The sequence below is a fragment of the uncultured Bradyrhizobium sp. genome (genome assembly GCF_936943645.1).
In the GTDB taxonomy this organism is placed as follows: domain Bacteria; phylum Pseudomonadota; class Alphaproteobacteria; order Rhizobiales; family Xanthobacteraceae; genus Bradyrhizobium.
In genome coordinates, this window is sequence record NZ_CAKZJO010000101.1 from 1 (window position 1) to 24,365 (window position 24,365).

At 65.3% G+C, this 24,365-nt stretch carries 22 protein-coding genes; 10 read left to right on the top strand and 12 right to left on the bottom strand.

Features of this window, described 5'->3' with window-relative positions; all coding sequences use genetic code 11:
* Nucleotides 1-208: 208 nt before the first annotated feature.
* On the bottom strand, nt 209-400 hold the full coding sequence (locus Q0743_RS28865) for a DUF1192 domain-containing protein (RefSeq protein WP_298244854.1): 192 nt from the start codon (nt 398-400) through the stop codon (nt 209-211).
* Between the two features lie 116 nt (nt 401-516).
* On the opposite strand from Q0743_RS28865, the gene Q0743_RS28870 reads away from it, so the two are divergent.
* Together Q0743_RS28870 and Q0743_RS28875 are read left to right on the top strand one after the other, a co-directional pair.
* Nucleotides 517-1,515, top strand: coding sequence for an NAD(P)H-quinone oxidoreductase (locus Q0743_RS28870; protein ID WP_298244855.1), 999 nt, complete (start codon nt 517-519; stop codon nt 1,513-1,515).
* Nucleotides 1,516-1,654: 139 nt separating this feature from the next.
* Nucleotides 1,655-4,531: an EAL domain-containing protein gene (locus Q0743_RS28875; RefSeq protein ID WP_298244856.1), complete on the top strand. Its 2,877-nt coding sequence runs from the start codon at nt 1,655-1,657 to the stop codon at nt 4,529-4,531.
* 39 nt (nt 4,532-4,570) lie between these two features.
* On the opposite strand, the gene Q0743_RS28880 is transcribed toward Q0743_RS28875, so the two are convergent.
* Nucleotides 4,571-4,834, bottom strand: a complete 264-nt coding sequence (locus tag Q0743_RS28880; RefSeq protein ID WP_298244857.1) for a hypothetical protein — start codon at nt 4,832-4,834, stop codon at nt 4,571-4,573.
* A 154-nt stretch (nt 4,835-4,988) separates the two neighbouring features.
* Between Q0743_RS28880 and Q0743_RS28885 the strand changes: the two genes are divergently transcribed.
* A complete protein-coding gene (locus tag Q0743_RS28885) occupies nt 4,989-6,485 on the top strand; it encodes a diguanylate cyclase (RefSeq protein ID WP_298244858.1) in 1,497 nt (498 codons plus the stop codon).
* A gap of 182 nt (nt 6,486-6,667) precedes the next feature.
* On the opposite strand, the gene galU is transcribed toward Q0743_RS28885, so the two are convergent.
* Nucleotides 6,668-7,543, bottom strand: coding sequence for a UTP--glucose-1-phosphate uridylyltransferase GalU (galU, locus tag Q0743_RS28890; protein WP_097659929.1), 876 nt, complete (start codon nt 7,541-7,543; stop codon nt 6,668-6,670).
* Between the two features lie 205 nt (nt 7,544-7,748).
* Between galU and Q0743_RS28895 the strand changes: the two genes are divergently transcribed.
* Both Q0743_RS28895 and Q0743_RS28900 read left to right on the top strand, forming a co-directional pair.
* On the top strand, nt 7,749-9,131 hold the full coding sequence (locus Q0743_RS28895) for a lytic murein transglycosylase (protein ID WP_298244859.1): 1,383 nt from the start codon (nt 7,749-7,751) through the stop codon (nt 9,129-9,131).
* A 172-nt stretch (nt 9,132-9,303) separates the two neighbouring features.
* On the top strand, nt 9,304-11,004 hold the full coding sequence (locus tag Q0743_RS28900) for a DUF459 domain-containing protein (protein WP_298244860.1): 1,701 nt from the start codon (nt 9,304-9,306) through the stop codon (nt 11,002-11,004).
* A gap of 159 nt (nt 11,005-11,163) precedes the next feature.
* On the opposite strand, the gene Q0743_RS28905 is transcribed toward Q0743_RS28900, so the two are convergent.
* The gene (locus Q0743_RS28905; RefSeq protein WP_298244861.1) at nt 11,164-11,532 is read right to left on the bottom strand and encodes a CsbD family protein; all 369 of its coding nucleotides are present in this window, start codon (nt 11,530-11,532) and stop codon (nt 11,164-11,166) included.
* A gap of 76 nt (nt 11,533-11,608) precedes the next feature.
* Nucleotides 11,609-12,346, bottom strand: a complete 738-nt coding sequence (locus tag Q0743_RS28910; RefSeq protein ID WP_298244862.1) for an SDR family NAD(P)-dependent oxidoreductase — start codon at nt 12,344-12,346, stop codon at nt 11,609-11,611.
* A gap of 96 nt (nt 12,347-12,442) precedes the next feature.
* Here Q0743_RS28910 and Q0743_RS28915 point away from each other — a divergent pair, with 96 nt between their 5' ends.
* Together Q0743_RS28915 and Q0743_RS28920 are read left to right on the top strand one after the other, a co-directional pair.
* Entirely contained in the window at nt 12,443-13,222 is a 780-nt protein-coding gene (locus Q0743_RS28915) for an SDR family NAD(P)-dependent oxidoreductase (RefSeq protein ID WP_298244863.1), read from the top strand.
* A gap of 96 nt (nt 13,223-13,318) precedes the next feature.
* Entirely contained in the window at nt 13,319-14,206 is an 888-nt protein-coding gene (locus Q0743_RS28920) for a TauD/TfdA family dioxygenase (protein WP_298244864.1), read from the top strand.
* A gap of 266 nt (nt 14,207-14,472) precedes the next feature.
* Here Q0743_RS28920 and Q0743_RS28925 read toward each other — a convergent pair whose 3' ends face one another.
* Nucleotides 14,473-15,117: a YqgE/AlgH family protein gene (locus Q0743_RS28925; protein ID WP_298244865.1), complete on the bottom strand. Its 645-nt coding sequence runs from the start codon at nt 15,115-15,117 to the stop codon at nt 14,473-14,475.
* A 142-nt stretch (nt 15,118-15,259) separates the two neighbouring features.
* On the opposite strand from Q0743_RS28925, the gene Q0743_RS28930 reads away from it, so the two are divergent.
* From Q0743_RS28930 to Q0743_RS28940, 3 genes are all read left to right on the top strand, one after another.
* Nucleotides 15,260-16,099 (top strand): protein-disulfide reductase DsbD domain-containing protein, encoded by an 840-nt coding sequence (locus tag Q0743_RS28930; protein WP_298244866.1) that lies wholly within the window; start codon nt 15,260-15,262, stop codon nt 16,097-16,099.
* 304 nt (nt 16,100-16,403) lie between these two features.
* Nucleotides 16,404-17,771, top strand: coding sequence for a flippase (locus Q0743_RS28935; RefSeq protein WP_298244867.1), 1,368 nt, complete (start codon nt 16,404-16,406; stop codon nt 17,769-17,771).
* A 197-nt stretch (nt 17,772-17,968) separates the two neighbouring features.
* Nucleotides 17,969-18,793, top strand: a complete 825-nt coding sequence (locus Q0743_RS28940; RefSeq protein WP_298244868.1) for a sulfite exporter TauE/SafE family protein — start codon at nt 17,969-17,971, stop codon at nt 18,791-18,793.
* Between the two features lie 133 nt (nt 18,794-18,926).
* On the opposite strand, the gene Q0743_RS28945 is transcribed toward Q0743_RS28940, so the two are convergent.
* The 6 genes from Q0743_RS28945 to cysT form a co-directional block, all read right to left on the bottom strand.
* The gene (locus Q0743_RS28945) at nt 18,927-19,715 is read right to left on the bottom strand and encodes a 3-hydroxybutyrate dehydrogenase (protein WP_298244869.1); all 789 of its coding nucleotides are present in this window, start codon (nt 19,713-19,715) and stop codon (nt 18,927-18,929) included.
* Nucleotides 19,708-20,892, bottom strand: a complete 1,185-nt coding sequence (locus tag Q0743_RS28950; RefSeq protein ID WP_298244870.1) for a patatin-like phospholipase family protein — start codon at nt 20,890-20,892, stop codon at nt 19,708-19,710. Before Q0743_RS28950 ends, Q0743_RS28945 begins: the two co-directional genes overlap by 8 nt.
* Nucleotides 20,893-20,969: 77 nt before the next feature.
* Nucleotides 20,970-21,470 (bottom strand): CAP domain-containing protein, encoded by a 501-nt coding sequence (locus Q0743_RS28955; RefSeq protein ID WP_298244871.1) that lies wholly within the window; start codon nt 21,468-21,470, stop codon nt 20,970-20,972.
* 90 nt (nt 21,471-21,560) lie between these two features.
* Nucleotides 21,561-22,598: a sulfate/molybdate ABC transporter ATP-binding protein gene (locus tag Q0743_RS28960; RefSeq protein WP_298244872.1), complete on the bottom strand. Its 1,038-nt coding sequence runs from the start codon at nt 22,596-22,598 to the stop codon at nt 21,561-21,563.
* Complete coding sequence (cysW, locus tag Q0743_RS28965; protein WP_298244873.1) at nt 22,588-23,496, bottom strand: sulfate ABC transporter permease subunit CysW; 909 nt, start codon at nt 23,494-23,496, stop codon at nt 22,588-22,590. Before cysW ends, Q0743_RS28960 begins: the two co-directional genes overlap by 11 nt.
* Before the next feature lie 10 nt (nt 23,497-23,506).
* Complete coding sequence (gene cysT, locus Q0743_RS28970) at nt 23,507-24,343, bottom strand: sulfate ABC transporter permease subunit CysT (protein ID WP_298244874.1); 837 nt, start codon at nt 24,341-24,343, stop codon at nt 23,507-23,509.
* Nucleotides 24,344-24,365: the final 22 nt, after the last annotated feature.

A 24,365-nucleotide genomic window follows, 5' to 3' on the forward strand; every position in this document is an offset into this window, starting at 1 on the left:
GAGCCCGGAATCCAAAACCACAGGCGGATGTGGCAGCCGTTCACTATCAGCGTGCCCGTTGCCACGGCCTGTGGTGATGGATTCCGGGCTCGGCGCTTTGCGCCGCCCCGGAATGACGGCGGGAAATGTGTTTGGAGAAGGATGGGTCCCGGCTCTGCGCGCGCTTGGGGCGCGCTTGTCCGGGACGACAGCTGTTATGTGGCGATTGCTACTTCTTGAAAAAATGATCCGCCGCATCGCGCGAGGCGCGCTTTTTGGTGGCGGCTTCCTCCAGTCGGCCGATCTCGGTCTTGAGCAGCGTCACGCGCTCGGCCAGCTCCTCCACGGACAACAGTGAGAGATCCTGACCGATTTCGTGGCTGATCTTCTTGCGCGGGCGGTCGTCGTCTTCCGTCGCCATCCTCGTTCCTCCTCTCGTCCGCGGACCGGACCATACGGCTGAGGCAGTTGCCAGTCCGGACCACGCTGGCTAAGCAAGGGCCTCGTTCATCCCGCACCTTTGCTCAAGGACACATCATGGACAAGCTGCCCGCGCAAATGACCGTGGTCGCCATCTCCAAGCCCGGCGGACCGGAGGTGCTGGTTCCGGAACAGCGCAGCGTTCCGCAGCCCGGTCCCGACGAGATCCTGGTCAAGGTGATGGCGGCCGGCGTCAACCGGCCCGACGTCGCGCAGCGCTCCGGCGCCTATCCGCCGCCGCCCGGCGCCAGCGACCTGCCGGGCCTCGAGATCGCAGGCGAAGTGGTGGCGGTCGGCAGCAATGCCAAGCGGCACAAGATCGGCGACAAAGTGATGTCGCTGGTCGCCGGCGGCGGCTATGCGCAGTACTGCATCGCCCAGGACGCCCAGGCCATGAGCGTGCCGCCGGCGCTGTCGATCAAGGAAGCCGGCGCGCTTCCGGAAACCCTGATGACGGTCTGGCACAATGTGTTCGAGCGCGGCGGCCTCAAGGCCGGCGAGACGCTGCTGATCCATGGTGGCTCCTCCGGCATCGGCACCATGGCGATCCAGCTCGCGAAGGCATTCGGCGCGAAGGTGTTCGTCACCGTGGGATCGCAGGACAAGATCGATGCTTGCCTCAAGCTCGGGGCCGACCGCGCCATCAACTACAAGACCGAAGATTTCGTCGCCGTGGTCAAGGAAGCGACCAACAAGGAAGGCGTCAACCTGATCCTCGACATGGTCGCCGGCGAGTATGTCGACCGCAATTATGATGCCGCCGCGGTCGATGGCCGCATCGTGCAGATCGCGACGCTCAACGGGCCCAAAGTGAGCGTCAACATCGCCAAGGTGATGGTCAAGCGCCTCACCCATACCGGCTCGACGCTGCGCCCCCGTAGTAATGCGGACAAGGCGGCGATGGTGGCCGCGATCGAAGCGAAAGTGATGCCGCTGTTGCGCGAAGGCCGGGTCAAACCGCTGATGGACAGCACTTTCCCGCTGGAAAAGGCAGCGGACGCGCACCGGCGCATGGAGACCAGCGCACATATTGGCAAAATTGTGTTGGAGGTCTAGGCCGCTGACCCACAGGGCGAGGCGGAAACCCTTTGATTTTCCTCGCTTTCGTGGCATCTATCGCGACGCACCGAACCACTTCCGTTCGGTCTGAAATCGTCTTCACCGAAGAGTTTGCGTCGAACGCGGAGAACTGACCTTGCGTCTGATCAGGTGCCTCGCGCCCATCGCGCTGGGCCTCATGATTCTCGTCGCCGCGTATCCCGCGCGCGCGCTCGACGCCGTCAGCGTCCGCAGTGACGCGCCCGCGATCGACCTCACCGGCGTGCTCGAGCATCAGCGCAGCGATGCCGACCGCATCCAGGTCTCCACCGCGCCCGGCACCGACGGCATCGTCCGTCGCATCGAGGTGCGCGCCCGCGAAGGCGGCCAGAACTGGGTGGTGTTCGCGCTCGCCAACAACACCGACGACCAGCTCGACCGTTTGATCGTCGCCCCGCATTACCGCATCGTTTCCTCGGGGCTGTTGTGGCCCGACCTCGGCCTGTCGCGCATCGCGACCATCACGCCCTCGACCGGCGACCGGCCGGAGCGGCAGGAAAGCCCGACCGCCGACGTGTTCCGCGTCACACTCGATCCCGGCGCCGTCATCACCTTCGTCGCGGAGCTGCGCACCGACAAGCTGCCGCAGCTCTATCTGTGGGAACCGGAAGCCTACAAGGACAAGGTCAACTCGTTCACGCTGTACCAGGGCATCGTGATCGGCATCTCCGGTCTTCTCGCCCTCGTGCTCACCATTCTCTTCGTCGTGAAGGGCAGCATCATGTTCCCGGCCGCCGCGGCGCTGGCCTGGGCGGTGCTGGTCTATATCGGCGTCGATTTCGGCTTCTGGGGCAAGGTGCTCGACATGTCGAACAACGCCGAGCGCATCTGGCGCGCGGCGGGTGAGGCGATCCTGGCGGCGACGCTGCTGGTGTTCCTGTTCGCCTATCTCAATCTCAGTCGATGGCACGTCCGCTATTCGCACATCACGGTGGGCTGGCTCGCCTTCCTGGGCTCGCTGGTGGCGCTGGCTCTGTTCGATCCGGCTGTGGCCTCCGGCATCGCGCGCATTTCGCTGGTGCTGATCGCCTTCGCCGGCTTTGCGCTGATCGTCTATCTCTCCACCCACGGCTTCGACCGCGCCGTGCTGCTGATTCCGACCTGGTTCCTGCTCGTGGTCTGGGTGGTCGCGGCCGGCATGACGGTCGCCGGCTCGGTCACCAACGACATCGTCGGCCCTGCTTTGCTCGGCGGGCTCGTGCTGATCGTGATGCTGATCGGCTTCACCGTTATGCAGCACGCCTTTGCCGGCGGCGGTGCCACCACCGGCGTCGTCTCCGACATCGAGCGGCGCGCGCTGGCGCTGGCCGGCTCCGGTGATTTGATCTGGGACTGGGACGTCTCCGCCGACAAGGTTTTCACCAGCCCCGAGACCGAGGCCCTGCTCGGCCTCAAGCGCGGCACGCTGGAAGGCCCGGCCGCCTCGTGGCTCGAGGTGCTGCATCCGCTCGACCAGGACCGTTTCCGGGCCGCGCTCGACAGCGTGCTCGACCAGCGCCGCGGCCGGCTGGTGCAGGATTTCCGCCTGCGCACCCCCGACGGCCATTTCATGTGGTTCGCGCTGAAGGCGCGCCCGGTGGTCGGCTCCGACGGCGAGGTCTCGCGCGTGGTCGGCACGCTCACCGACGTCACCGAGCTGCGCAACGCCGAGGAGCGCCTGCTGCACGATTCCGTGCATGACAATCTCACCGGCCTGCCCAACCGCAAGCTGTTCATGGACCGGCTGGGCGCCGTCGCGCATTTCGCCAAGACCATGCCGACGCTGCGGCCGACGCTGATGGTGATCGATCTCGACCGCTTCAAGCAGGTCAACGATTCCGTCGGGATCGCGGTCGGCGATTCCATCCTGCTGACGCTGGCGCGCCGCCTCACCCGCATCCTGAAACCGCAGGACACGCTGGCGCGCATGGCCGGCGACCAGTTCGGCCTGATCCTGCTGTCGGAGCAGGACCCGGCGCGGATCACCAATTTCGCCGAGACCATCCGCAAGACCATCCGCGCGCCGATCGCCTTCAACGACCGCGAGATCTTCCTCACGGCCTCGATCGGTCTCGCGCTGTCCGATCCGCAGACCCAGCTCACGGACGAGATCATCAAGGACGCCGAGCTTGCGATGTATCATTCCAAGCGCATCGGCGGCGACCGCATCGACGTCTACAAGCCCGCGATGCGGGCGCGGAAGACCGACCGCCTGACGCTGGAGAGCGAGCTGCGCCGCGCCATCGAGCGCCAGGAGCTCACCATCCTGTACCAGCCGATCGTGCGGCTGGAGGATCGCTCCGTCGCCGGCTTCGAAGCACTGGTGCGCTGGGATCATCCGAAGCTCGGCCGCATGGCGCCGTCGGAATTCATCTCCATCGCGGAAGAGACCGGCCTGATCGTGGATCTCGGCATGTTCGTGCTCGACCAGACCGCAAAGCAGCTCTCGGTGTGGCAGCGCGCGATGCGCTCGCGCGAGCCGATCTTCGCCTCCGTCAACGTCTCCTCGCGGCAGTTGCTGCGCCACGACCTCATCCACGACATCCGCACCGTGCTGTCGCGCTCCTCGGTGGCGCGCGGCACGCTCAAGCTCGAGCTGACGGAATCGCTGGTGATGGAGAATCCGGAGCACGCGGCGCAGATGCTGACGCGGATCCGCGAGCTCGGCACCGGACTCTCGCTCGACGATTTCGGCACCGGCCATTCCTCGCTGGCCTATCTGCAGCGCTTCCCGTTCGACACCATCAAGATCGACCAGTCCTTCGTGCGCACCACCAACCGCGGCACGCGTCCGGTGATCCTGAAATCGATCATCGCGCTCGCGCACGACCTCGGCATGGACGTGGTGGCCGAAGGCGCCGAGACGGATTCGGATGCGGTCGAGCTCTACCAGATGGGCTGCGAATACGCGCAGGGCTTCGCCTTCGGCGAGCCGATGGACGCGGACGCGGCGATGCGGCTGCTCACGGAAGTGCGGCTGGAAGCGGCGAGCTAGCCTCTTACCCTCCCTGGAGGGTGGCAGCGTGCCGCTGCACTACCGCCGCCGCTCGTTCTTCTGCTTCGTGAACCGCACGGTCTGGCCGTCGGGCATCCGCGTCGCCTTGAAACCCGCCGCGATACAGGCTTCGCGCTGCGGCATCTGGATATCCGGACTACGCGAAGTGTCCCACCATGAGGCACGGTTGGCGGCACGCGGCAGGGCCGCGCCGATGATCTCCTCGATCTGCTCGAAGGTCAGCACGAATTCGGCCTGCTTGTGCCGCAGCAGATAGTCCCGCAACGCGTCGTAGTCGTTCACATCAATCCTCTTGTCCGAAACCGGATCAGCTCCCGCAAGGCCCGGCCAAAACCGGGAGCGATGTAAACCGATCCTTAACTCATTGCGGCAGCGCCGTCCTGCCTTAAACACTACTCAAGATTTCGGGCGCATCCACTAGGGGTCGGAGCAAACGATGCTTTCTGGATGGCGCGACATCACGGCCCGCCGGCCGTGGCGGATTTCGGCGAAGCTGCTGATCATCTCGTCCGTGGTGACGGTGATCGGCTTTTCCGCCATTTGCGTCAACGTGATGCTCGACATGCGCCGGGGCGAGGAGGCGCTCGCGCGCCAGACGCTGGAGAACCTCGCGACGACCATTCAGTCCGACGTCAGCCGCAACGTCGAGATCTACGATCTGTCGCTGAAGGCGGTCGCCAGCAACATGCTGCTGCCCGAGCTCGTGACAGTCTCCAAGGCGATCCGCCACCTGATCCTGTTCGACCATGCGACAACGGCCAGGCATTTCGGCGCGATCCAGGTGTTCGATTCCGAGGGCAGGCTCGCCATCGACGCCTCGACGCTCGACCCGCTGCCGGAGAACCGCAGCGAGGAGGAGTACTTCAAGGTCCATCGCGACAATCCCTCGGCCGGCCTGTTCATCAGCCGCCCGATGCTGTTCCGCGGCGCCTATTCCATCGTGCTGAGCCGGCGCATCAGCGACACCGACGGCGGCTTCCTCGGCGTCGTCGCCGGATCGATCCGCTTCAGCTATTTCCACGAATTGTTCGAGCGGCTCAACCTCGATCCTGAAGACACCATTACCGTGCTCAAGCGCGACCGCACCATCATGATGCGGCGCCCGTTCGATCTCGACATCATCGGCACGAACCTCAACGACCGCCGGGCCTGGAAACCCGAGAATCTCCCGATCGGCGCCGCCTATTCGGGACAGGGCCCGGTCGATCCGACGCCGCGGCTTTATGTCCGCAGCGGCGACAGCGGTCCGCTGTTCGTGGTGGCGGGCAAGCCGCTGGCCGCCGTGTTCGCGCTCTGGCAGAAGGAGGCATTCCGCATCGGCGCCGTGGTGCTGGTGCTCGCGCTGTTCGTGCTGGGATCGACCCTCGTGCTCGCGCGCGAGATCGGCCGGCGCGCCGAGGCCGAGCGCAAGCTCGAGGAGATGGCGACGACCGACGCCCTCACCGGGCTGAAGAACCGCCGCAAGTTCGATTCCGTCATCGACGTCGAATGGCGGCGCGCCATGCGCCAGAAGGCGCCGGTCGCGCTGCTGATGATCGATGCCGATCACTTCAAGGCCTATAACGACACGTTCGGCCATCAGGCCGGCGACCAGGTGCTGGTCGGCATCGCCATCTGCATTTCCGATTCGGTGAGCCGGGCCGGCGACTGCGCCGCGCGTTATGGCGGCGAGGAGTTCGCCGTGCTGCTGCCGAACATTTCGGCCACCGACGCGTTCAAGGTCGCCGAGGCGATCCGCACCAAGGTGCAAGGCTGGTCGGACGAGGAGGTGATCTCGACGGTGTCCTGCGGCGTCGCCAGCCTCGTTCCCAGCGCCGGCATGGACTGGACGGTCCTGGTCGCCGCCGCCGACAAGGCGCTCTACGCGGCGAAAGCGGGCGGCCGCAACCAGTCGGTGGTTGCGAGCCTGCCGAAGCTGTCGCTGGTGGCGTGAGTTTGGTCATCGTCGCCAGGCGCGACGCAATCTGCCACAGCATCGCTGTCGTCCCTGCGAACGCAGGGACCCATACCGCGGAATCTATCGATCGTGGGAGGTAGCAGTACCGAACTCATGATCTTCGCCAAACTACTCCCTGGGGTTATGGGTCCCTGCGTTCGCAGGGACGACAGCGGCGACTACTGCCCCAGATACTTCTTCATCTCCGCGATCAGCCCCTCGCGCAACTCCGGGCGCTTCAGGCCGTAGGCGATGTTGGCGCGCAGGAAGCCGGGCTTGGAGCCGCAATCATGGCGCTCGCCCTCGAACTCGACGCCGTAGAACTTCTGCGACTTGGCGAGGCCGATCATGGCGTCGGTGAGCTGGATCTCGCCGCCGGCGCCGCGCTCCTGGGTCTCCAGGATCTTGAAGATCTCGGGCTGCAGGATGTAGCGGCCGGTGATCGAGAGGTTGGAGGGCGCGGTGCCCTTGGCCGGTTTCTCGACCATGCCGTCGACCTCGAACATCTTGCCGCTGCGCTTGCCGACGCCGCAGATGCCGTATTGATGAGTGAGATGGTCCGGCACGGCCTCGACCGCGACCAGATTGGATTTCTCGCCGAGTGAGGATGCCATCTCGATCATCTGCTTGAGGCAGCCCGGCGTGTTGAGCACGAGCTCGTCGGGCAGCACCACGGCGAACGGCTCGTTGCCGACGATGTCGCGCGCGCACCAGACGGCGTGACCGAGACCGAGCGGCGCCTGCTGGCGGGTGAAGCTGACGGCGCCGGCTTCGGGCTGGTTCTGCGCCAGGATCTCCTGCTCGGCCTTCTTGCCGCGCTGGCTGAGCGTCGCATCGAGCTCGTACATCCGGTCGAAATGATCTTCGATGACGTTCTTATTACGGCCGGTGACGAAGATGAAGTGCTCGATGCCGGCCTCCCTCGCCTCGTCATAGACGTACTGGATCAGCGGCTTGTCGACGATGGTCAGCATTTCCTTCGGCATCGCCTTGGTGGCGGGCAGGACACGGGTGCCGAGGCCGGCGACGGGGAATACGGCTTTGCGAATTTTCATGGCAGCGATCGAATACCTGAGGAGATACGTGAAGGGAGCAATGGCATCTTGCTAGCCTGTTTGCAGCCGCCAACAAAGGCGGATGTGGGGCCTCATCCGCGCAGAGTTAAGAAAAAGGCCGCCACCAAAATTTCACCTTTGTTAAGCTATTGGCAACCGTAACCAGGCCTCCTGATGGCGGATTCTTGGAGCCGGCGGATAGGGCATGATGCAATCGGTAGCAGGGCGGGCAAGACGGACGGTATTTGCGACCGCGATGGTGATGGCGGCCGCGCTGCTGTTGCCCGGCGATGCGCATGCCCAGGCGCAGAACGGCCTGTCCAACCTGTTCGGCGGCATCTTCTCGGGTCCGAACGCCGCGCCTCCGCAAGCCCCGCCCGGCCCCGGGGGCGCTCTGCCCTGGAGCGGCGAGGACGGCGCCTCCGGCCATCCCCTGATGACGGCCGCAGCGATCCGCGAGGCCGCCTCAAACTTCAACAATTGCGTCGCCGGGATGTGGCCCGATGCCGCGCGGCGCGGCGTCACGCAGGACAATTTCCAGCGCTTCACGGCCGGGCTCTCGCCCGACCTGCGCATCATGGACCTGATGGACTCGCAGCCGGAGTTCACGAAGTCGATCTGGGACTATCTCGACATCCTCGTGAACGACAACCGCCTCGCCAAGGGGCGCGAGGTGCTCGCCAAGTACAAGGCGCAGTTCGACGCCACCGAGAAGGCCACCGGCGTCGACCGCTACATCATCGCCTCGATCTGGGGCATCGAGTCCAACTACTCGACGCAGATGGGCGACCGCAGCGTGCTGCAATCGACGGCGACGCTCGCCTGCATCGGCCGCCGCCAGGCCTATTTCAAGGACGAGTTCCTGTCAGCACTGGAGATCCTCAACCGCGGCGATCTCAGGCCGGAGCAGATGCGCGGCTCCTGGGCCGGCGCGTTCGGTCCGACCCAGTTCATGCCGACCGCGTTCAAGCGCTTTGCGGTCGACGGCGACGGTGACGGACGGCGCGACGTCGTCGACAATCCCACCGATCTGATCGCCTCGACCGCCAACAATCTGAAGAAGGACGGCTGGCAGGCCGGCCAGACCTGGGGCTTCGAGGTCGTGGTGCCCCAGGGCTTCAACTACATGCTGGCCGACCGCGCCAAGGCGATGCCGATCGCGCAATGGGAGAAGCTCGGGCTGAAGCGGGCGAGCGGCCAGCCGTTCCCGCACCCGGCGGAGAAGGCCTATTTGCTGGCGCCCGCCGGCGCGCAAGGACCGGGCTTCCTGATGCTGCAGAATTACCGCGTCATCATGAAGTACAACCCGGCCGAGGCCTATGCGCTCGCGATCGGTCATTTCGCCGACCGCCTGCGCGGCGGACAGCCCTTCGTGCAGCCCTGGCCGCGTCAGGAGCGCGAGCTGTCGCGCAGCGAGCGGCTGGAACTGCAGCAGCTCCTGGCCCAGCGCGGCTTCTACAAGGGCACCCCGGACGGCCAGTTTGGCGGCCAGACCCGGGAGGCGCTGCGCAATTTCCAGGCCTCGATCGGGGTCCCCGCCGACGGCTTTGCCTCGTCCGACGTACTGGACCGGCTGCGCGGACGGTAAAATCGGCCCGAAAGTAACCCTGAACAGGGATTTTGCCTGATAACCTTGACGGAGGCGGCTGTTCCCCGGTGTATGGGCTTAAGAATCTGCAACGGAATTTGCCCGTTTGGCGCCCGATTCCGTTATTATATTCAGACCACTCCCGATCCCCATTGCGCGTGCCCGAGATCGCATGTCGAAGCCAAAGTCTTTCTTCAAGGCGCTGACCGAGACCGGCCCGTTGATCGCGCTGGGGACGGCGCTTGCGATTCTGGTCTCGGTCGCGGGACCCGCTTCGGCGCAGTTCTTCAACTTCCCCGGCTTCGGCGGTCCGCCGCAGCGCTCGGCGCCGCCGCCTCGCCATGGCGGAGGAGGTGGCGGCGGCGGCTGGTTCGGCGGCGACTTCTTCGCGCCGTTCCAGCAGCAACAGCCGCAGGCGCCGCGCCAGGATTTTTCGCGCGCGCCGGGGCCGGCCAAGCGCGACACCGTCCCCGAGAAGAACGTGCTGGTGCTCGGCGATGCCATGGCCGACTGGCTCGCTTACGGCCTGGAAGACGCCTACGCCGAGCAGCCCGACATGGGCGTGATCCGCAAGCACAAAACCGTTTCAGGCCTGATCAAGTACCAGCCGAAGGGTGAGCCCTCGGACTGGGCGGCGGCAGCCAAGGGCATCCTCGAGACCGAAAAGCCCGACGTGATCGTCGTCATGCTCGGCCTCAACGACCGTGCCGCGATCCGCGAGCCGGCGGCGGAGAAGCCTGCGGACAAGGACAAGAAGAACGACAAGGGCGCGCGCGCCAAACAGCCAGCGAAGCCGGGCGACGCCAAGCCCGGTAACGACACGGCCGCCAAGCCCGACGACAAGCCTGCCGATGCCGACCTGCCGCAGGACGACGCCGACAATGCCGACACGCCTGCGGCCGCGCCCGAAAAGACGGCCCGCCATCCGAACGGCCTCTACGAATTCCGCGACGAGCGCTGGGTCGAGCTCTACGGCAAGAAGATCGAGGAGCTCGCCAATGTCCTGAAGTCCAAGGGCGTGCCGGTGCTCTGGGTGGGCCTGCCCGCGGTTCGCGGCCCCAAGGGCACCGCCGACACGTTGTTCCTGGACTCGCTCTATCGCGAAGGCGCGGCCAAGGCCGGCATCACCTATGTCGACGTCTGGGACGGGTTTGTCGATGAAGCCGGCCGCTTCCTGCAGAAGGGCCCGGACTTCGAAGGCCAGATCCGCCAGCTCCGTAGCTCTGACGGCGTCTATTTCACCAAACCCGGCGCGCGCAAGCTCGCGCACTACGTCGAGCGCGAGATCACGCGCCTTTTGGCCGGCCGCTCCGGCCCGATCGCGCTGCCGAGCGAGCCTGCGACGCCGGACACCAGCGCCGAGCCGGGCAAGCCCGCGCCGCGGCCGCTGGCGGGACCGATCGTGCCGCTAATCGCGGCCTCGATCTCGACCGATCAATTGCTGGGCGGTCCGGGCTCGCGGCCCGCCGCCGTCGATGCGCTCGCGGCAAGGACGATGGTGAAGGGCGAGCCGCTGGCCGCTCCAGCCGGCCGCGCCGACGATTATGCCTGGCCGCGCCGCGAAGTCGGCCGCGAGCAGGCCAAGGGCGATACGCCGATGGCCGCGACGACGCCTGACGGCAACGTCGCCTCTCCCGGCGTACCGGGAGCGGCTGCCGCGATCGCGCCGCCGAAGCCGAAGAAGCCGCCCGCACCGCCGCAGCAGCCCGCACAGGCCACCCCGTCATTGCGTGATTTCTTCGGCTTCGGCTCTCCGCAACCAGCGCCGCCGAGACAACTGGCGCCGGCGCCCGGGCCGCGCAATCCGAATTCCAATCCAGGGGTTCCGCGTCCGCCAGGTAACGTCGGACGCTCAGCGGAAGTGCTCCGGTAATTGCTGACGTGTCCCGGACGCGGCGCAGCACCTTGCAGAGCCGGGACCCAGCTCTCTCACTCCAACTCGCCTACAAAACAATGGGCCCCGGCTCTCCGCAGCAGCGCTCTGGCACTGCTGCGCGTCCGGGGCACAAGATGAGTATTTGTCGCGTGGACGTCAATAACGCCAGCGCGGCGGCGGACGGCGTGCGGGGCGCGACATCAGCAGCGCCAGCGCGAAGCCGATACCGCCGGCGACCATCAGCGCGCCGAGCGGATTGTCCTGCACCTTCTTCGACAGCGCCTGCGTGCCATCACGGAAGGTGTCGCCGCTGTTGTCATAGGCGTCCTTGGCGTAGCTCGTCGCGGTGTCCGCGGCATCACGCACGGCGTCCTTGGCCTGACCGTAGAGATTCTGCACCGTACCTGCAGCTTCGCGCGCCTTGCCTGAAGCCTGCGTCTTGGAATCGCCTGCCATGTCTCCGATCGCGCTTTCCGCCTTACCTGCGTAGTCCTTGGCCGCGCCAACAATCCGATCCGTATCCATGATGCTCCTCCTCGGGTGTCAGCCCAAGTAACCGATCAGGAGCGGCGCAGTTCCAACCCATGACGAAAGTGTAGTCCTACAAAATCAGCCCGCCATCGACGACCAGCGTCTGGCCGATGATGTAGGAGGACAGCGGCGAGGCCAGGAACAGCGCGGCGCCCGCCATGTCGGCCGGCGTGCCCAACCGTCGCAGCGGGATGCGGGCAAGCGCGCCTTCGAGCCGCTTCGGATTGTCGGTCGTCACTTTCGTCATCTTGGTGTCGACGAGCCCAGGCGCGATGCCGTTGACGCGGATGCCGTCCTCGGCCCAGGCCTCGCCCAGGGTCCGCGTCAATCCGACCGCTCCGGTCTTCGAGGCGTTGTAGGCGGGATTGCCCATGGTGGAATGATAGGCCGCGGTCGAGGACACCATGATCAGCGCGCCCCTGGAATCCCGCAACATGGCATGAAACCGCGTCGCGCAGGCCATCAGGCTCATCAGATTGACCTCGACCACCTTGCGGAAGCCGGTCATCTCGAACTCGCCGCGGCGATAGAGCACCGCGCCCTGCGCGAGCACGAGCACGTCGAGCCGGTCGAAGGTCGGCTTGAAGACTTCGATCGCAGCGGGGTTACTGACATCGAGCTGCGCGTAGGCGAGGCCGTTGAGATCGGAGCCCTCCTCCGCCGAATATTCCGTTGCGTGAGCCCGCGTGCCGCACACCGCAACCTGGGCGCCCCTGGTGCGAAACGCCTGCGCGATGCCGTTGCCGATCCCGCTCGATCCGCCGACGACCAGCACCTGCCTGCCTGAGAAATCGAGCTCGTTCGCCATCGCGGCCTCCCTTTTGTTTTGCTTGTTTGACCTGTCTGCGGATCGGTGCCAGCCTTGTCAATCATAACAAGAACAAGCAGCCTCCGAGGAAACAGCATGTCCGAGTTCAAACAGCTCAGCCGGTCCGTCACGGGCCTGACCGTTCTCGTTACCGGCGCGGCGAGCGGCATGGGGCGCGCGACCGCCCGCGTGTTCGCGAACGAAGGCGCAAACGTTGCCGTCACGGATTACGACGAGCAGGGCGCACATGCGGTTGCGAAGGAGATCGCGGCGAGCGGCGGAGCGGCGAAGGCGTGGAAGCTTGATGTTGCCGACGGCGATGAGATCAAGCGCGTCGTGGCTGAAATTGCCGCGCATTTCGGCGGCCTCGACATCGTCGTCAACAATGCCGGCATCTCCGTGCGCGTGGCAATCGACGACGAGACTTACGAGGACGCGTGGGCCAGGGGCATTGCCGTGATGCTGACGGCGCATCCGCGCATCATCCGCGCCGCGCTGCCGCATCTGCGCAAGTCGAAGTCCCCGCGCATCGTCAACATCGCCTCCACCGAGGCGCTCGGCGCCACCGCGTTGCACAGCCCCTATTCGGCAGCGAAGGGTGGCGTTGCCAGCCTCACCCGCTCGCTCGCCGTGGAGCTCGGCCGCGAGGGCATTACGGTCAACTGCATCTGCCCCGGTCCGATCCGCACCGCGATCACCGACCGCATCTCGGAGGAGCACAAGACGATCTACGCCAAGCGCCGCACCGCACTCGGCCGCTACGGCGACCCCGAAGAGGTCGCACATATGACGCTGAGCCTGTGCCTGCCCGCAGCGTCGTTCCTCACCGGCGCGGTGATTCCGGTCGACGGCGGCTTGATGGCGCGGAACGCGTGAGGGGCATGCGTTCGAAGCGTTGACAAGCACGAGCGCGGGAGTAGCTTTTTCGCCGACAGAGCGGACCAACCGCTCGCGACCTGTGGGAGAAACGCCATGACGATTGCCATCCGGCAGCTTCAGAAGCATTTTGTCGGCGAGGTTTCCGGCCTCGACTTGCGAAAGCCCCTCACCGAGGCCGAGGCGCGCGAGGTCGAGGCCGCCATGGACAAATATGCGGTGCTGGTCTTCCACGACCAGGACATCACCGACGAGCAGCAGATGGCCTTCGCGTTGAACTTCGGTCAGCGCGAGGACGCGCGCGGCGGCAACATCACCAAGGCCAATGAATACCGCCTCACCTCGGGCCTGAACGACGTCTCCAACCTCGGCAAGGACGGCAAGCCGCTGCCGAAGGACAGCCGCGCCAATCTGTTCAACCTCGGCAACTGCCTGTGGCATTCCGACAGCTCGTTCCGGCCCATCCCCGCGAAATTCTCGCTGCTGTCGGCGCGGGTGGTGAACCCGAAGGGCGGCAACACCGAATTCGCCGACATGCGCGCGGCCTATGACGCGCTCGACGACGAGACCAAGGCGGAGATCGAGGATCTCGTCTGCGAGCACTCGCTGATGTATTCGCGCGGATCGCTCGGCTTCACCGAATACACCGACGAGGAGAAGGCGATGTTCAAGCCGGTGCTGCAGCGGCTGGTGCGGACGCACCCCGTGCATCGGCGCAAGTCGCTCTATCTTTCATCGCATGCCGGCAAGATCGTCGGCATGAGCATGCCCGAGGGACGGCTCATGCTGCGTGATCTCAACGAGCATGCGACGCAGCCGGAGTTCGTCTACGTCCACAAATGGAAGCTGCATGACCTCGTGATGTGGGACAACCGCCAGACCATGCACCGCGTCCGCCGCTACGACCAGTCCCAGCCGCGCGACATGCGCCGGGCGACGGTGGCGGGCACGGAGCCGACAGTGCAGCAGCAGGCGGCGGAGTAGCGGCATCGGCTTAGCCAAGAATTCCGCTGTCGTCCCGGACAAGCGCAGCGCTGGGCAGCGCGTAGCGTTGTCCGGCGCGAAGCGCCGATCCGGGACCCATAACCACAGGGAGTGGTTTGGCGAAGACTCGTGGTGACCGGCCTGCCTCGAACTCCTCCCTGGGGTTATGGGTCCCGGATCTACGCGCGCTTACGGCGCGCTTGTCCGGGACGACAGCGGAGGATAACCCACGGCAGTGGAGAGTGTGGCAATAGCGGCGGATGACGCTACGCGTGCCCGGCCTCGTTCGAGAGCATGCCGGGATCGATACCGATCTTCTGCAGGGCGCGGTTGTATTTGTCGTCGACGTCGTCGCCGAAAATCAGATCCGCATCCGCATCGCAATGCAGCCAGCCGTTGCTCTGGATCTCGGTCTCGAGCTGGCCCGGCGCCCAGCCGGCATAGCCGAGCGCGAGGATGGCGTGCTTGGGGCCGGAGCCGTTGGCGATGGCGCGCAGGATGTCGACGGTCGCGGTGAGGCAGACGCCGTCGTCGATCCGCAGCGTGGCATTCTCGATGTAGAAATCGCTGGAATGCAGCACGAAGCCGCGGCCGGTGTCGACCGGGCCGCCGCGCAGCACCTTCATGCTTTCGGCATTCTCCGGCAGCTTGATGTGCTCGCCCTTCTTGATGATGCCGAGCTGCTGCAACAGCTCGGGAAAGTCGATACTGCCAGCCGGATGGTTCACGATGATACCCATCGCGCCCTCCGCCGAATGGGCACAGAGATAGATCACCGAACGTTCAAAGCGGGAATCGCCCATCACAGGCATGGCGATCAACAGCCGGCCGTCGAGATAACCGGCCGAATTGGGGAGCGCGGGGCCCGCTCTGCGGGTGCTTTCGCCCGTTCTCTTTCCTGTGGGAGCCATCGGTGAAGCACTCCGGTTTCAATTCCTATCCTGATGTCGGCCCGAGCCGCTGTCAAATCAAGGCTTGCAGAGACTCGATTCAAGTGCATCCATCACAAGCAATTCAATGGTTTGCCCCGGGGCGACCCTGTAAAGACGTGCCATGCTGACAAGAGTTCCCCTGCGTGCGGCGATTGGCGTCGCGACAACCCTGTTTGCGTCGTCTCTGGCCATCGCAGCCCACGCCGATGACGCTTCGCCGTGGCAGCGCGACGGGCATTCCGCAGTGCGGCTGTTGGCGGGATCGCGCAGCGGCGCCGTGCTGCTCGGCGGTATCGCCTTCCAGCTCCAGCAGGGGTGGAAGACCTACTGGCGCATCCCCGGCGACTCCGGCGTTCCGCCGCGGTTCGACTTTTCGAAGTCGGACAATGTCGAGGCGGTGACGGTGATGTGGCCGGCGCCGCTGAAATTCGACGACGGCGCGGGCGGCCATTCGATCGGCTATCACGACCAGATCGTGCTGCCCTTGCGCATCGTCGCCAAGGCGGCCGACAAGCCCGTGACCTTGCGCGCCGAGATCAATTACGCGGTGTGCGAGAAGCTCTGTATTCCGGTCGACGCCAGAATCGAGCTTGGCTTCAACAACGTCGCCTCGACCGAGGATGCGAACCTGCGTGCCGCGCTCGACACCGTGCCCAAGCCCGCCAATATCGGCGATCCCAATCCGCTCACCATCCGCGACGTCAAACGCGACGGCCCGAAGAATGTGGTGGTCGACGTGGTCACGCCCGACAGAAGCAATGTCAATTTGTACGTGGAAGGGCCAACGCCCGACTGGGCGCTGCCGATTCCGGAGCCGGTCAAAGACAGCCCGGCCGGCGTGAAGCGCTTTTCCTTCGAGCTCGACGGCCTGCCGCCCGGCGCCAAGCCCGACGGTGCAGCACTGAAATTCACGCTGGTCGGGCCCGAGAAGTCGTACGAGTTCAATACGAATCTCGAGTGATGGTCGACCCGAACGGCGAATGAGTTGCGCTGCCGGCACTCCACATTCCGCTGTCGTCCCGGACAAGCGCCGCGCAGCGGCGTGCAGATCCGGGACCCATAGCCACAGGGAGCAGTTTGGCGAACACTCGAGTGACCAGCTCGCGTAGCTTCTACGCCCTGTGGTTATGGGTCCCTGCTTTCGCAGGGACGACATTGCGATTGAGGCGACAGCTCCTCTCATCCAACCGAATCTTAACGAATGGTTGCTAAGCCCCAAGGCCACCGCAGCAAACCTGCGGCGGGCGGAAGACTGGGGACTCGTCGTGGCCGTGATGGATGCACAACCCGCAACGACCGGACCGGCCGGGCTGATCGCGCGGCTGCGGGCCAGGATGACGGGCGGCACGAGCGAGGCTTCGCTGACGCGGCGGCTCGCCGGCACCATCTTCGTCATCCGCGTGATCAGCGCAGGCATGGCCTACGTCTCGCAGGTGCTGCTGGCGCGCTGGATGGGCACCTCCGATTACGGCATCTACGTCTATGTCTGGACCTGGGTGCTGCTGCTCGGCAGCATGATGGATTTCGGCATCTCGGCCTCCGCGCAAAAGATCATTCCTGAATATCGCGCCAGCGGCGACCAAGCACTCTTGCGAGGCTTCCTCGCCGGCAGCCGCTGGCTCACCTTCGCGGTCTCGACGCTGATGTCGCTCGGGCTTGCCGGCATCGTCAAGCTGCTCTCGCCATGGCTCGATCCGTCCGAGGTGCTGCCGCTCTATATCGGTTGCATGACACTGCCTGCCTTCGTCGTCGCCAATACCCAGGACGGCATCGCACGCTCGCATGACTGGATGCAGCTCGGCCTGATGCCGCAATTCATCATCCGCCAGGCGCTGATCATCGGCATCACGGGCGCTGCCTTCCTGCTCGGCTATCATCTCGGCGCGGTCGCCGCGATGGCCGCGAGCGCGGGCGCGGTGTGGATCGCGATGACGGGGCAGATGGCGGTGCTCAACCGCAAGCTCGCCGATCATATTCCGTCCGGCCCCAAGACATACGACATCCGCGGCTGGCTCGCGGTCTCACTGCCGATCCTGCTGGTCGAGAGCTTCTACCTGCTCTTGTCCTACACCGACGTGCTGGTGCTGCAGCAGTTCCGCCCCTCCGACGAGGTCGGCGTCTATTTCGCTGTCGTGAAGACGCTGGCGCTGGTCTCGTTCATCCACTACGCGATGTCGGCGACGACCGCGCATCGCTTCGCCGAATATAACGCCAGCGGCGACAAGGCGCGGCTATCGGCCTATGTCGCGCATGCCATCAGCTGGACGTTCTGGCCGTCGCTGGCGGCGACGATCGTATTGCTCGCGCTCGGCAAGCCGCTGCTCTGGCTGTTCGGGCCGCAATTTGTGGTCGGCTACGACATCATGTTCGTCGCCGCGATCGGGCTCGTGGTGCGCGCCGCGATCGGGCCGGTCGAGCGGCTGCTCAACATGCTCGGTCAGCAGAAGATCTGCGCGCTGGCCTATGCACTGGCCTTCGTGATGAACGTCGTGCTCTGCATCGCGCTGGTGCCGCACTACGGCGGCCACGGCGCCGCAGCCGCGACATCGATCTCCCTCACCTTCGAGACGGTGCTGTTGTTCTGGATCGTGCGGCAGCGTCTCGGCCTGCACGTGCTGGCATTTGGCAAATAGGCGCTCCGCGCGCCTCGATGCTTGCTGCCGTTGGGGAAGGGCTCTGTCAGCGCAGCCCCGGGAACGAGGTAAAAAGCCTCCGCCTCCTCAACCTGCGGCAAAATTTTTCTTATTCTGCCCAAGTGGTTGCGTGTTAGGGGAACTTTATTCTACGTCGTATTGCCTAACCGACGAGATCAACCTAAGATTCCCCTGACATGTTTGATCCACTCTACGTCGCCTCCGGATTTGGCGTCGGCCTGCTTGTCGGAATGACCGGCGTGGGCGGCGGCTCGCTGATGACGCCGCTCTTGATCCTGCTGTTCGGCGTGCATCCCTCGACCGCGGTCGGAACCGACTTGCTCTATGCCGCCGCCACCAAGACCGGCGGCAGCCTGGTGCATGGCTGGTCGCGCAGCGTGCACTGGCCGGCAGTGCTGCGGCTGGCCTGCGGTAGCATTCCCGCGAGCGCAATGACCCTGCTGGTGCTGTGGAAGCTCGACCTCAAGAGCGATTCCGAGCGCAGCCTGGTCAATCTGGTGCTGTGCTTCGCGCTGCTGCTGACTGCGACCTCGCTGATCTTCCGCAAGTCGATCATGGAGCGTTACCGCGGCAGGCTGGAGCGTCTCGACGATCGCACCACCGTGATTGCAACCGTGATCACCGGGATCGTGCTCGGCGTGCTGGTGTCGATCTCGTCGGTCGGCGCCGGTGCGGTCGGCGTCACCGTGCTGCTGCTGCTCTATCCGCGTCTGCCGATGGTGAGCATCGTCGGCTCCGATATCGCCCATGCGGTACCATTGACACTGGTCGCCGGCATTGGGCACTGGGCACTCGGCGACGTCGACTGGGCACTGATGGGCGTGCTGCTGATGGGTTCACTCCCCGGCATCATCATCGGCAGCTACAGCGCGACCCGCGTCCCCGAGACGGTGTTGCGGCTGACGCTGGCCTGCGTGCTGTTCCTGGTCGCCGGCAAGATCATGTTTGCCGAACTCAGCCTGTCGTCGGCGTTCGCGACGGCGCTGGCCTGGGGGCATTAGCGGGAAGCTGCCGCCTCACTTTCGATGCCGTAGGGTGGGCAAAGCGAAGCGTGCCCACCTTCTCTCAATCGCGAAAAACGGTGGGCACGGCGCTACGCGCCTTTGCCCACCCTACGGCTACGGCCGCGCCGCCTTACGCCGCGGTCCAGCCGCCGTCGATCGACAGATTGGTGCCGGTGATCTGCGCGGCGTCGTCGCTGCACAGGAACAGCGCCAGCGATGCGACCTGCTCGGAGGTGACGAACTCCTTGGTCGGCTGCGCAGCCAGCAGCACGTCGTTGATGACCTGCTCGCGCGTCAGGCTCCGTGCCTTCATGGTGTCGGGGATCTGCTTCTCCACCAGCGGCGTCCAGACATAGCCCGGGCTGATGCAATTGCAGGTGATCTTGTGGGTCGCAACCTCCAGCGCCACGGTCTTGGTGAGGCCGGCGATGCCGTGCTTGGCCGAGACATAGGCCGACTTGAAGGGCGAAGCGACCAGCGAATGCGCGGACGCCGTATTGATGATGCGGCCCCAGCCCCGCTTCTTCATGCCGGGCACGACGGCGCGGATGCCATGGAAGGCCGAGGACAGGTTGATCGCGATGATCTGGTCCCACTTCTCGATCGGGAACTCCTCGACCGGCGAGACGAACTGGATGCCGGCATTGTTGACGAGGATGTCGACCGAGCCGAACGTCGTCTCGCCGAGCGCGATCATGCCGGCGATCTCGGCGGGCTTGGTCATGTCGGCCGGCGAATAGATCGCCTTCACCTTGAAGTCCTGCTCGATCTTGGCACGCTCCTTCTCGATGTCCTCGGGCGCGCCGAAGCCGTTGATGACGACGTTGGCGCCGGCGCCGGCGAACGCGCGTGCATAAGCGAGTCCAATGCCGCTGGTGGACCCGGTCACGACGGCGTTCTTGCCTGACAGACTACCCATTTGATTCGCTCCTTTTTGCCGGGGGCGCGGAGACGTCCCCCGTGAGATCGTAGGTCACCATGGTCTCGCCGGACTGCGGCCGCTCGAGCCAGTCCTTGTGGCGCATCGACAGATGCACGTCGTTCACGCCGGCCCCCCAATGCTCGACCATGGCGACGTGCGAGAAATCGTAATCCTTCGACGAGGATTCGTAGTTCTTGCTGCGGTAGATCAGATGCACCACGGTGACGGTGCTTTCGCGCGACACTTTCGCGAGGAATTCGACGGAAGGATCGTTTTTCAGATAGTCCGGCAATTTGCCGATCAGGTCGCGCACCGCCCTGCGGGCGTTGTGCAACTGCTTGTTCTTGTCGGTGTTCATTCGCGTGCGACTGGAATAGCGAATGTCCTTCTCGCGCTCGGCTGCCTCCAGCAGCGAGGTCGGCAGGTCGCCGCGTGCGGAAAACAGGTCGACCTGGAAGATCAGCATGTCGCGATCGACCTCGGCGTCGAGCACGTAGTCGAGCGGCGTGTTGGAGGCAATGCCGCCGTCCCAATAATGCTCGCCGTCGATCATCACCGAGGGAAAGCCGGGCGGCAGCGCGCCGGAGGCCATGATGTGTTCGGGGCCGATTGTCTTGCCGAGCTTCTTGAACTCGTAATTGTCGAAATATTTGAAGTTGCCGGAGGTGACGCCGACCGCGCCGACCGACAGGCGCGTCTTCAAATCGTTGATACGGTCGAAATCGACCAGGCGCTCCAGCGTCTTCTTCAACGGTGCGGTGTCGTAATAGCTCTCGGCCTCGGGATGCCCCGGCGGCCAAAGCGGTGCCGGCGGGACACGGGGCACGAAGAAGCCGGGCACGCCGAAGGTGGCGATCAGCGCGGCACTGGTCGAGTTGAAGAGCTCGCGGCTGTGGTCGCTTTTGCCGATCGGTTTCCATGGCACCGGCGCCGACACCATCTCCCAGAATTCTTTCAGCCGCTTGACCCGGATCTGCCCCTCGTTGCCGGCGATGATGGCGGCGTTGACTGCGCCGATCGAGATGCCGGCGACCCATTCCGGCTCGAAGCCGTGGCCGCACAGCGCCTGATAGGCGCCAGCCTGGTAGGAGCCGAGCGCACCACCGCCCTGCAGAACCAGGACGCGTTGCGCATTCGCGGGGATGCTGGCGGATTCCGGGCTACGATCGGTCATGGGGGAACAATAGCAATGGCGCGCCACCGTGGCGACACTCTGCCGCGGCGTCAATGCATGCCGAGATCAAGTCTGGCTTATCGCTCGGTCGAGGCCAGGATCATGGTCCAGAACACCTTGTATTTGGTGCCGGGAGCATAGCTCGCCGCGATGCCCAATTTTGTGACACCGCTCTTGAGCATGTTGGCACGGTGCGGGGGCGAGTCGCGCCAGCCGGAAAACGCTTCCGCCAGCGTATGATAGCCGGCCGAGATGTTCTCGACCGCGACGGTCGCGGGATAGCCGCCGGCGGCAAGGCGCTTGGCCAGGGGGGCGCGCACGTCATGGTCCATCTTGTTGGCCGCCGCCATGGCATTGGACTGGGATTCGGCGAGCCGCATCAGATCGGGGTCGACCACGACGGTGCCGAGCATGTTGTTCTGGCGGTATTGCGAGATCATGATCGCGGCCGCCTGCGCATCGAGCTTGGAGCCCGGGGCGGCCATGTCGGTATACATCGACGGCTGCTGGACCGGCGCTTCGTTGCCGGCGCAGCCGGCAAGCAGCAAAGTCATGAGAATTGCGGCCGCAGCGCGCATGTTTGGAGGCCCCCGAATGAGGGGCCGTTGTTGCATACCAACAATGGCTGAAAGGTGAATTTTGAAGAAAATTCGACCTGTCAGGGTAGCTCAGGCACCCGCAAATATCCGGTAACGGCGCGGCTGAAGGCCGATGGTGTCGCCGACGCGCAGTTCCTTGTCGCGGGGGGCGTCGATCTCGATGGTCTTGCCGCCCGACAGGGCGATCTCGGCCCGCTGCACGGGACCGAAATTGCGAACGTGCTGCACGGCGCCCTCGAAGGCGCCGCTGCCGGGCGGTCCGACCAGCATGTCATGTCGCCGCACGAACAGCTTTGACGCGCCAGGCGCAGCCCCGCCTGCCGCAAGCGCGAGTGGCCGGTCGCCGAGCCTGACCGCACCCCCTTCGACCTGAACCGGCAACTCGATGGATTCACCGATGAAGCCGTGAACGAACGCGCTTGCCGGGGTCTCGTAGACGTCGTCGGGCGAGCCGATCTGCTCGATCCGTCCCTTGTCCATCACGACGACGCGGTTGGCGACTTCCAGCGCCTCCTCCTGGTCGTGGGTGACGAAGATCGAGGTCAAGTTGATCTCGTGATGCAGCGAGCGCAGCCATTTGCGCAGCTCCTTGCGCACCTTGGCATCGAGCGCGCCGAAGGGCTCGTCGAGCAGGAGGATGCGCGGCTCGATCGCAAGTGCGCGGGCGAGCGCGATGCGCTGGCGCTGGCCGCCGGACAGTTGGCTCGGATAGCGGTCGGAAAGCCAGTCGAGCTGCACGAGATCGAGCAGCTCCTTGACGCGCGCGCGGATGGCCGCTTCGTCCTTGCGGATTGCGCGCGGCTGCACGCGCAGACCGAAGGCGACGTTCTCGAACACGCTCATGTGGCGGAACAGCGCGTAGTGCTGGAACACGAAGCCGACATGGCGTTCGCGCGCGCCCTGCGCCAGCGCATCCTCGCCGTTGATGAGGACTTCACCGGAGTCGGGCCAGTCGAGGCCGGCGACGATCCGCAGCAGCGTGGTCTTTCCGGACCCGGAAGGTCCGAGCAGTGCCACGAGCTCGCCGCTGTCGACCTTGAGGTCGACGCCGTCGAGGGCCTTGAAGCTGCCGAACGTCTTGACGAGATTTTTGACTTCAATGGTCACTTGCCTGTCCCTCGTCCAGATGCCGTTCCAGAACGGTCTTGGCGATCAGCGTGATCAGCGCCAGCATCGCGAGCAGCGATGCGATCGCGAAGGCGGCGACAAACTGATATTCGTTGTAGAGGATCTCGACCAAGAGCGGCATCGTGTTGGTCTCGCCGCGGATGTGGCCGGAGACGACGGAGACCGCGCCGAACTCGCCCATCGCCCGCGCGTTGCAGAGCAGCACGCCGTAGAGCACGCCCCATTTGATGTTGGGCAGCGTGACGCGGAAGAAGGTCTGAAGACCCGAGGCGCCGAGCGAGATCGCGGCTTCCTCCTCCTGGGTGCCCTGCTCCTGCATCAAGGGGATCAGCGCGCGCGCCACGAAGGGGAAGGTGACGAAGGTGGTGGCGAGCGCGATGCCGGGCACCGCGAACAGGATCTGGATGTCGTGGTCGCGCAGCCAGCTGCCGAAATAGCCCTGCGCGCCGAACAGCAGCACGAAGACGAGACCGGAGATCACCGGGCTGACCGAGAACGGCAGGTCGATCAGCGTGATCAGGAAGGTCTTGCCCGGGAAATCGAATTTCGCAATCGCCCAGGCCGCGACGAGACCGAACACCAGATTGAGACCGACCGAGATCGCCGCAACCAGCAGCGTCAGCCTGATCGCAGCCAGCGCCTCGGGCTCCGCGAGCGCGGCGAGATAGGCGGCGATCCCTTTCGAGAACGCGTGGGCGAACACCACGACAAGTGGCAGCACGACGAAGACGGTAAGAAACGTGATCGCGATCGTGATGACGGCAATGCGCACGGCCTTCGGCTCGGTGCGGAGATTGTCCCGCGCGAAGGCTTCACGTGCGCGGGTCTTCTCGTTGGACGAGGTGACCGGGCCCGAATGGACAATCTGCATCGTCATGGTCCGCCCCTCAGCGCGCCGGGATCCGGCTCTGCGCCCAGCGCTGGAGCCGGTTGACGGCGAAGATGATGACGAAGGAGACGACGAGCATGACCACCGCGATGGCGGTCGCATCGGCGTAGCGGAACTCGGAGAGGCGGATCACGATCAGGAGCGGGGCGATCTCGGAGACGTTGGGCAGATTGCCGGCGATGAAAATCACCGAGCCGTACTCGCCGACCGCGCGGGCGAAGGCGAGCGCGAGCCCGGTGAGCAACGCCGGCGCCAGCGAGGGCAGGATCACGCGAATAATGGTCTGCCAGCGGCTGGCGCCCAGGCTGCCCGCGGCCTCCTCGATCTCGGGATCGAGGTCCTGCAGTACCGGCTGCACCGTGCGCACCACGAAGGGAATACCGATGAAGATCATGGCGACGAAGATGCCGACGGGCGTAAACGCCACCTTGATGCCGAGCGCCGCGAGCGGCGCGCCCAGCCAGCCCTTTTCGGCGAACAGCGCGGTGAGCGCGACACCCGCAACTGCCGTCGGCAGCGCGAAGGGCACGTCGACGATGGCGTCGAACAGCCGGCGGCCGGGGAAGCGGTAGCGCACCAGCGCCCAGACGATGACGCTGCCCATGACGAGATTGACAGAGGCCGCCGCAAAGGCGAGGCCGAAGGAGACGCGCAGCGCATTCAGGGTGCGCCGACTGGTGAGGATGTCCCAGAACTGCTCGGGGCTGAGCTCGAGCGACTTCAGGAACAGCCCGGCGAGCGGAATGAGGATGATGACGGACAGCCAGGACAGCGTCAGTCCCATCGTGAGACCGAAGCCCGGCAATGTCCGGCGTCGTGCTGCGAGTACGCTCACCAGGTTCCCTGCTAAGCCTCTT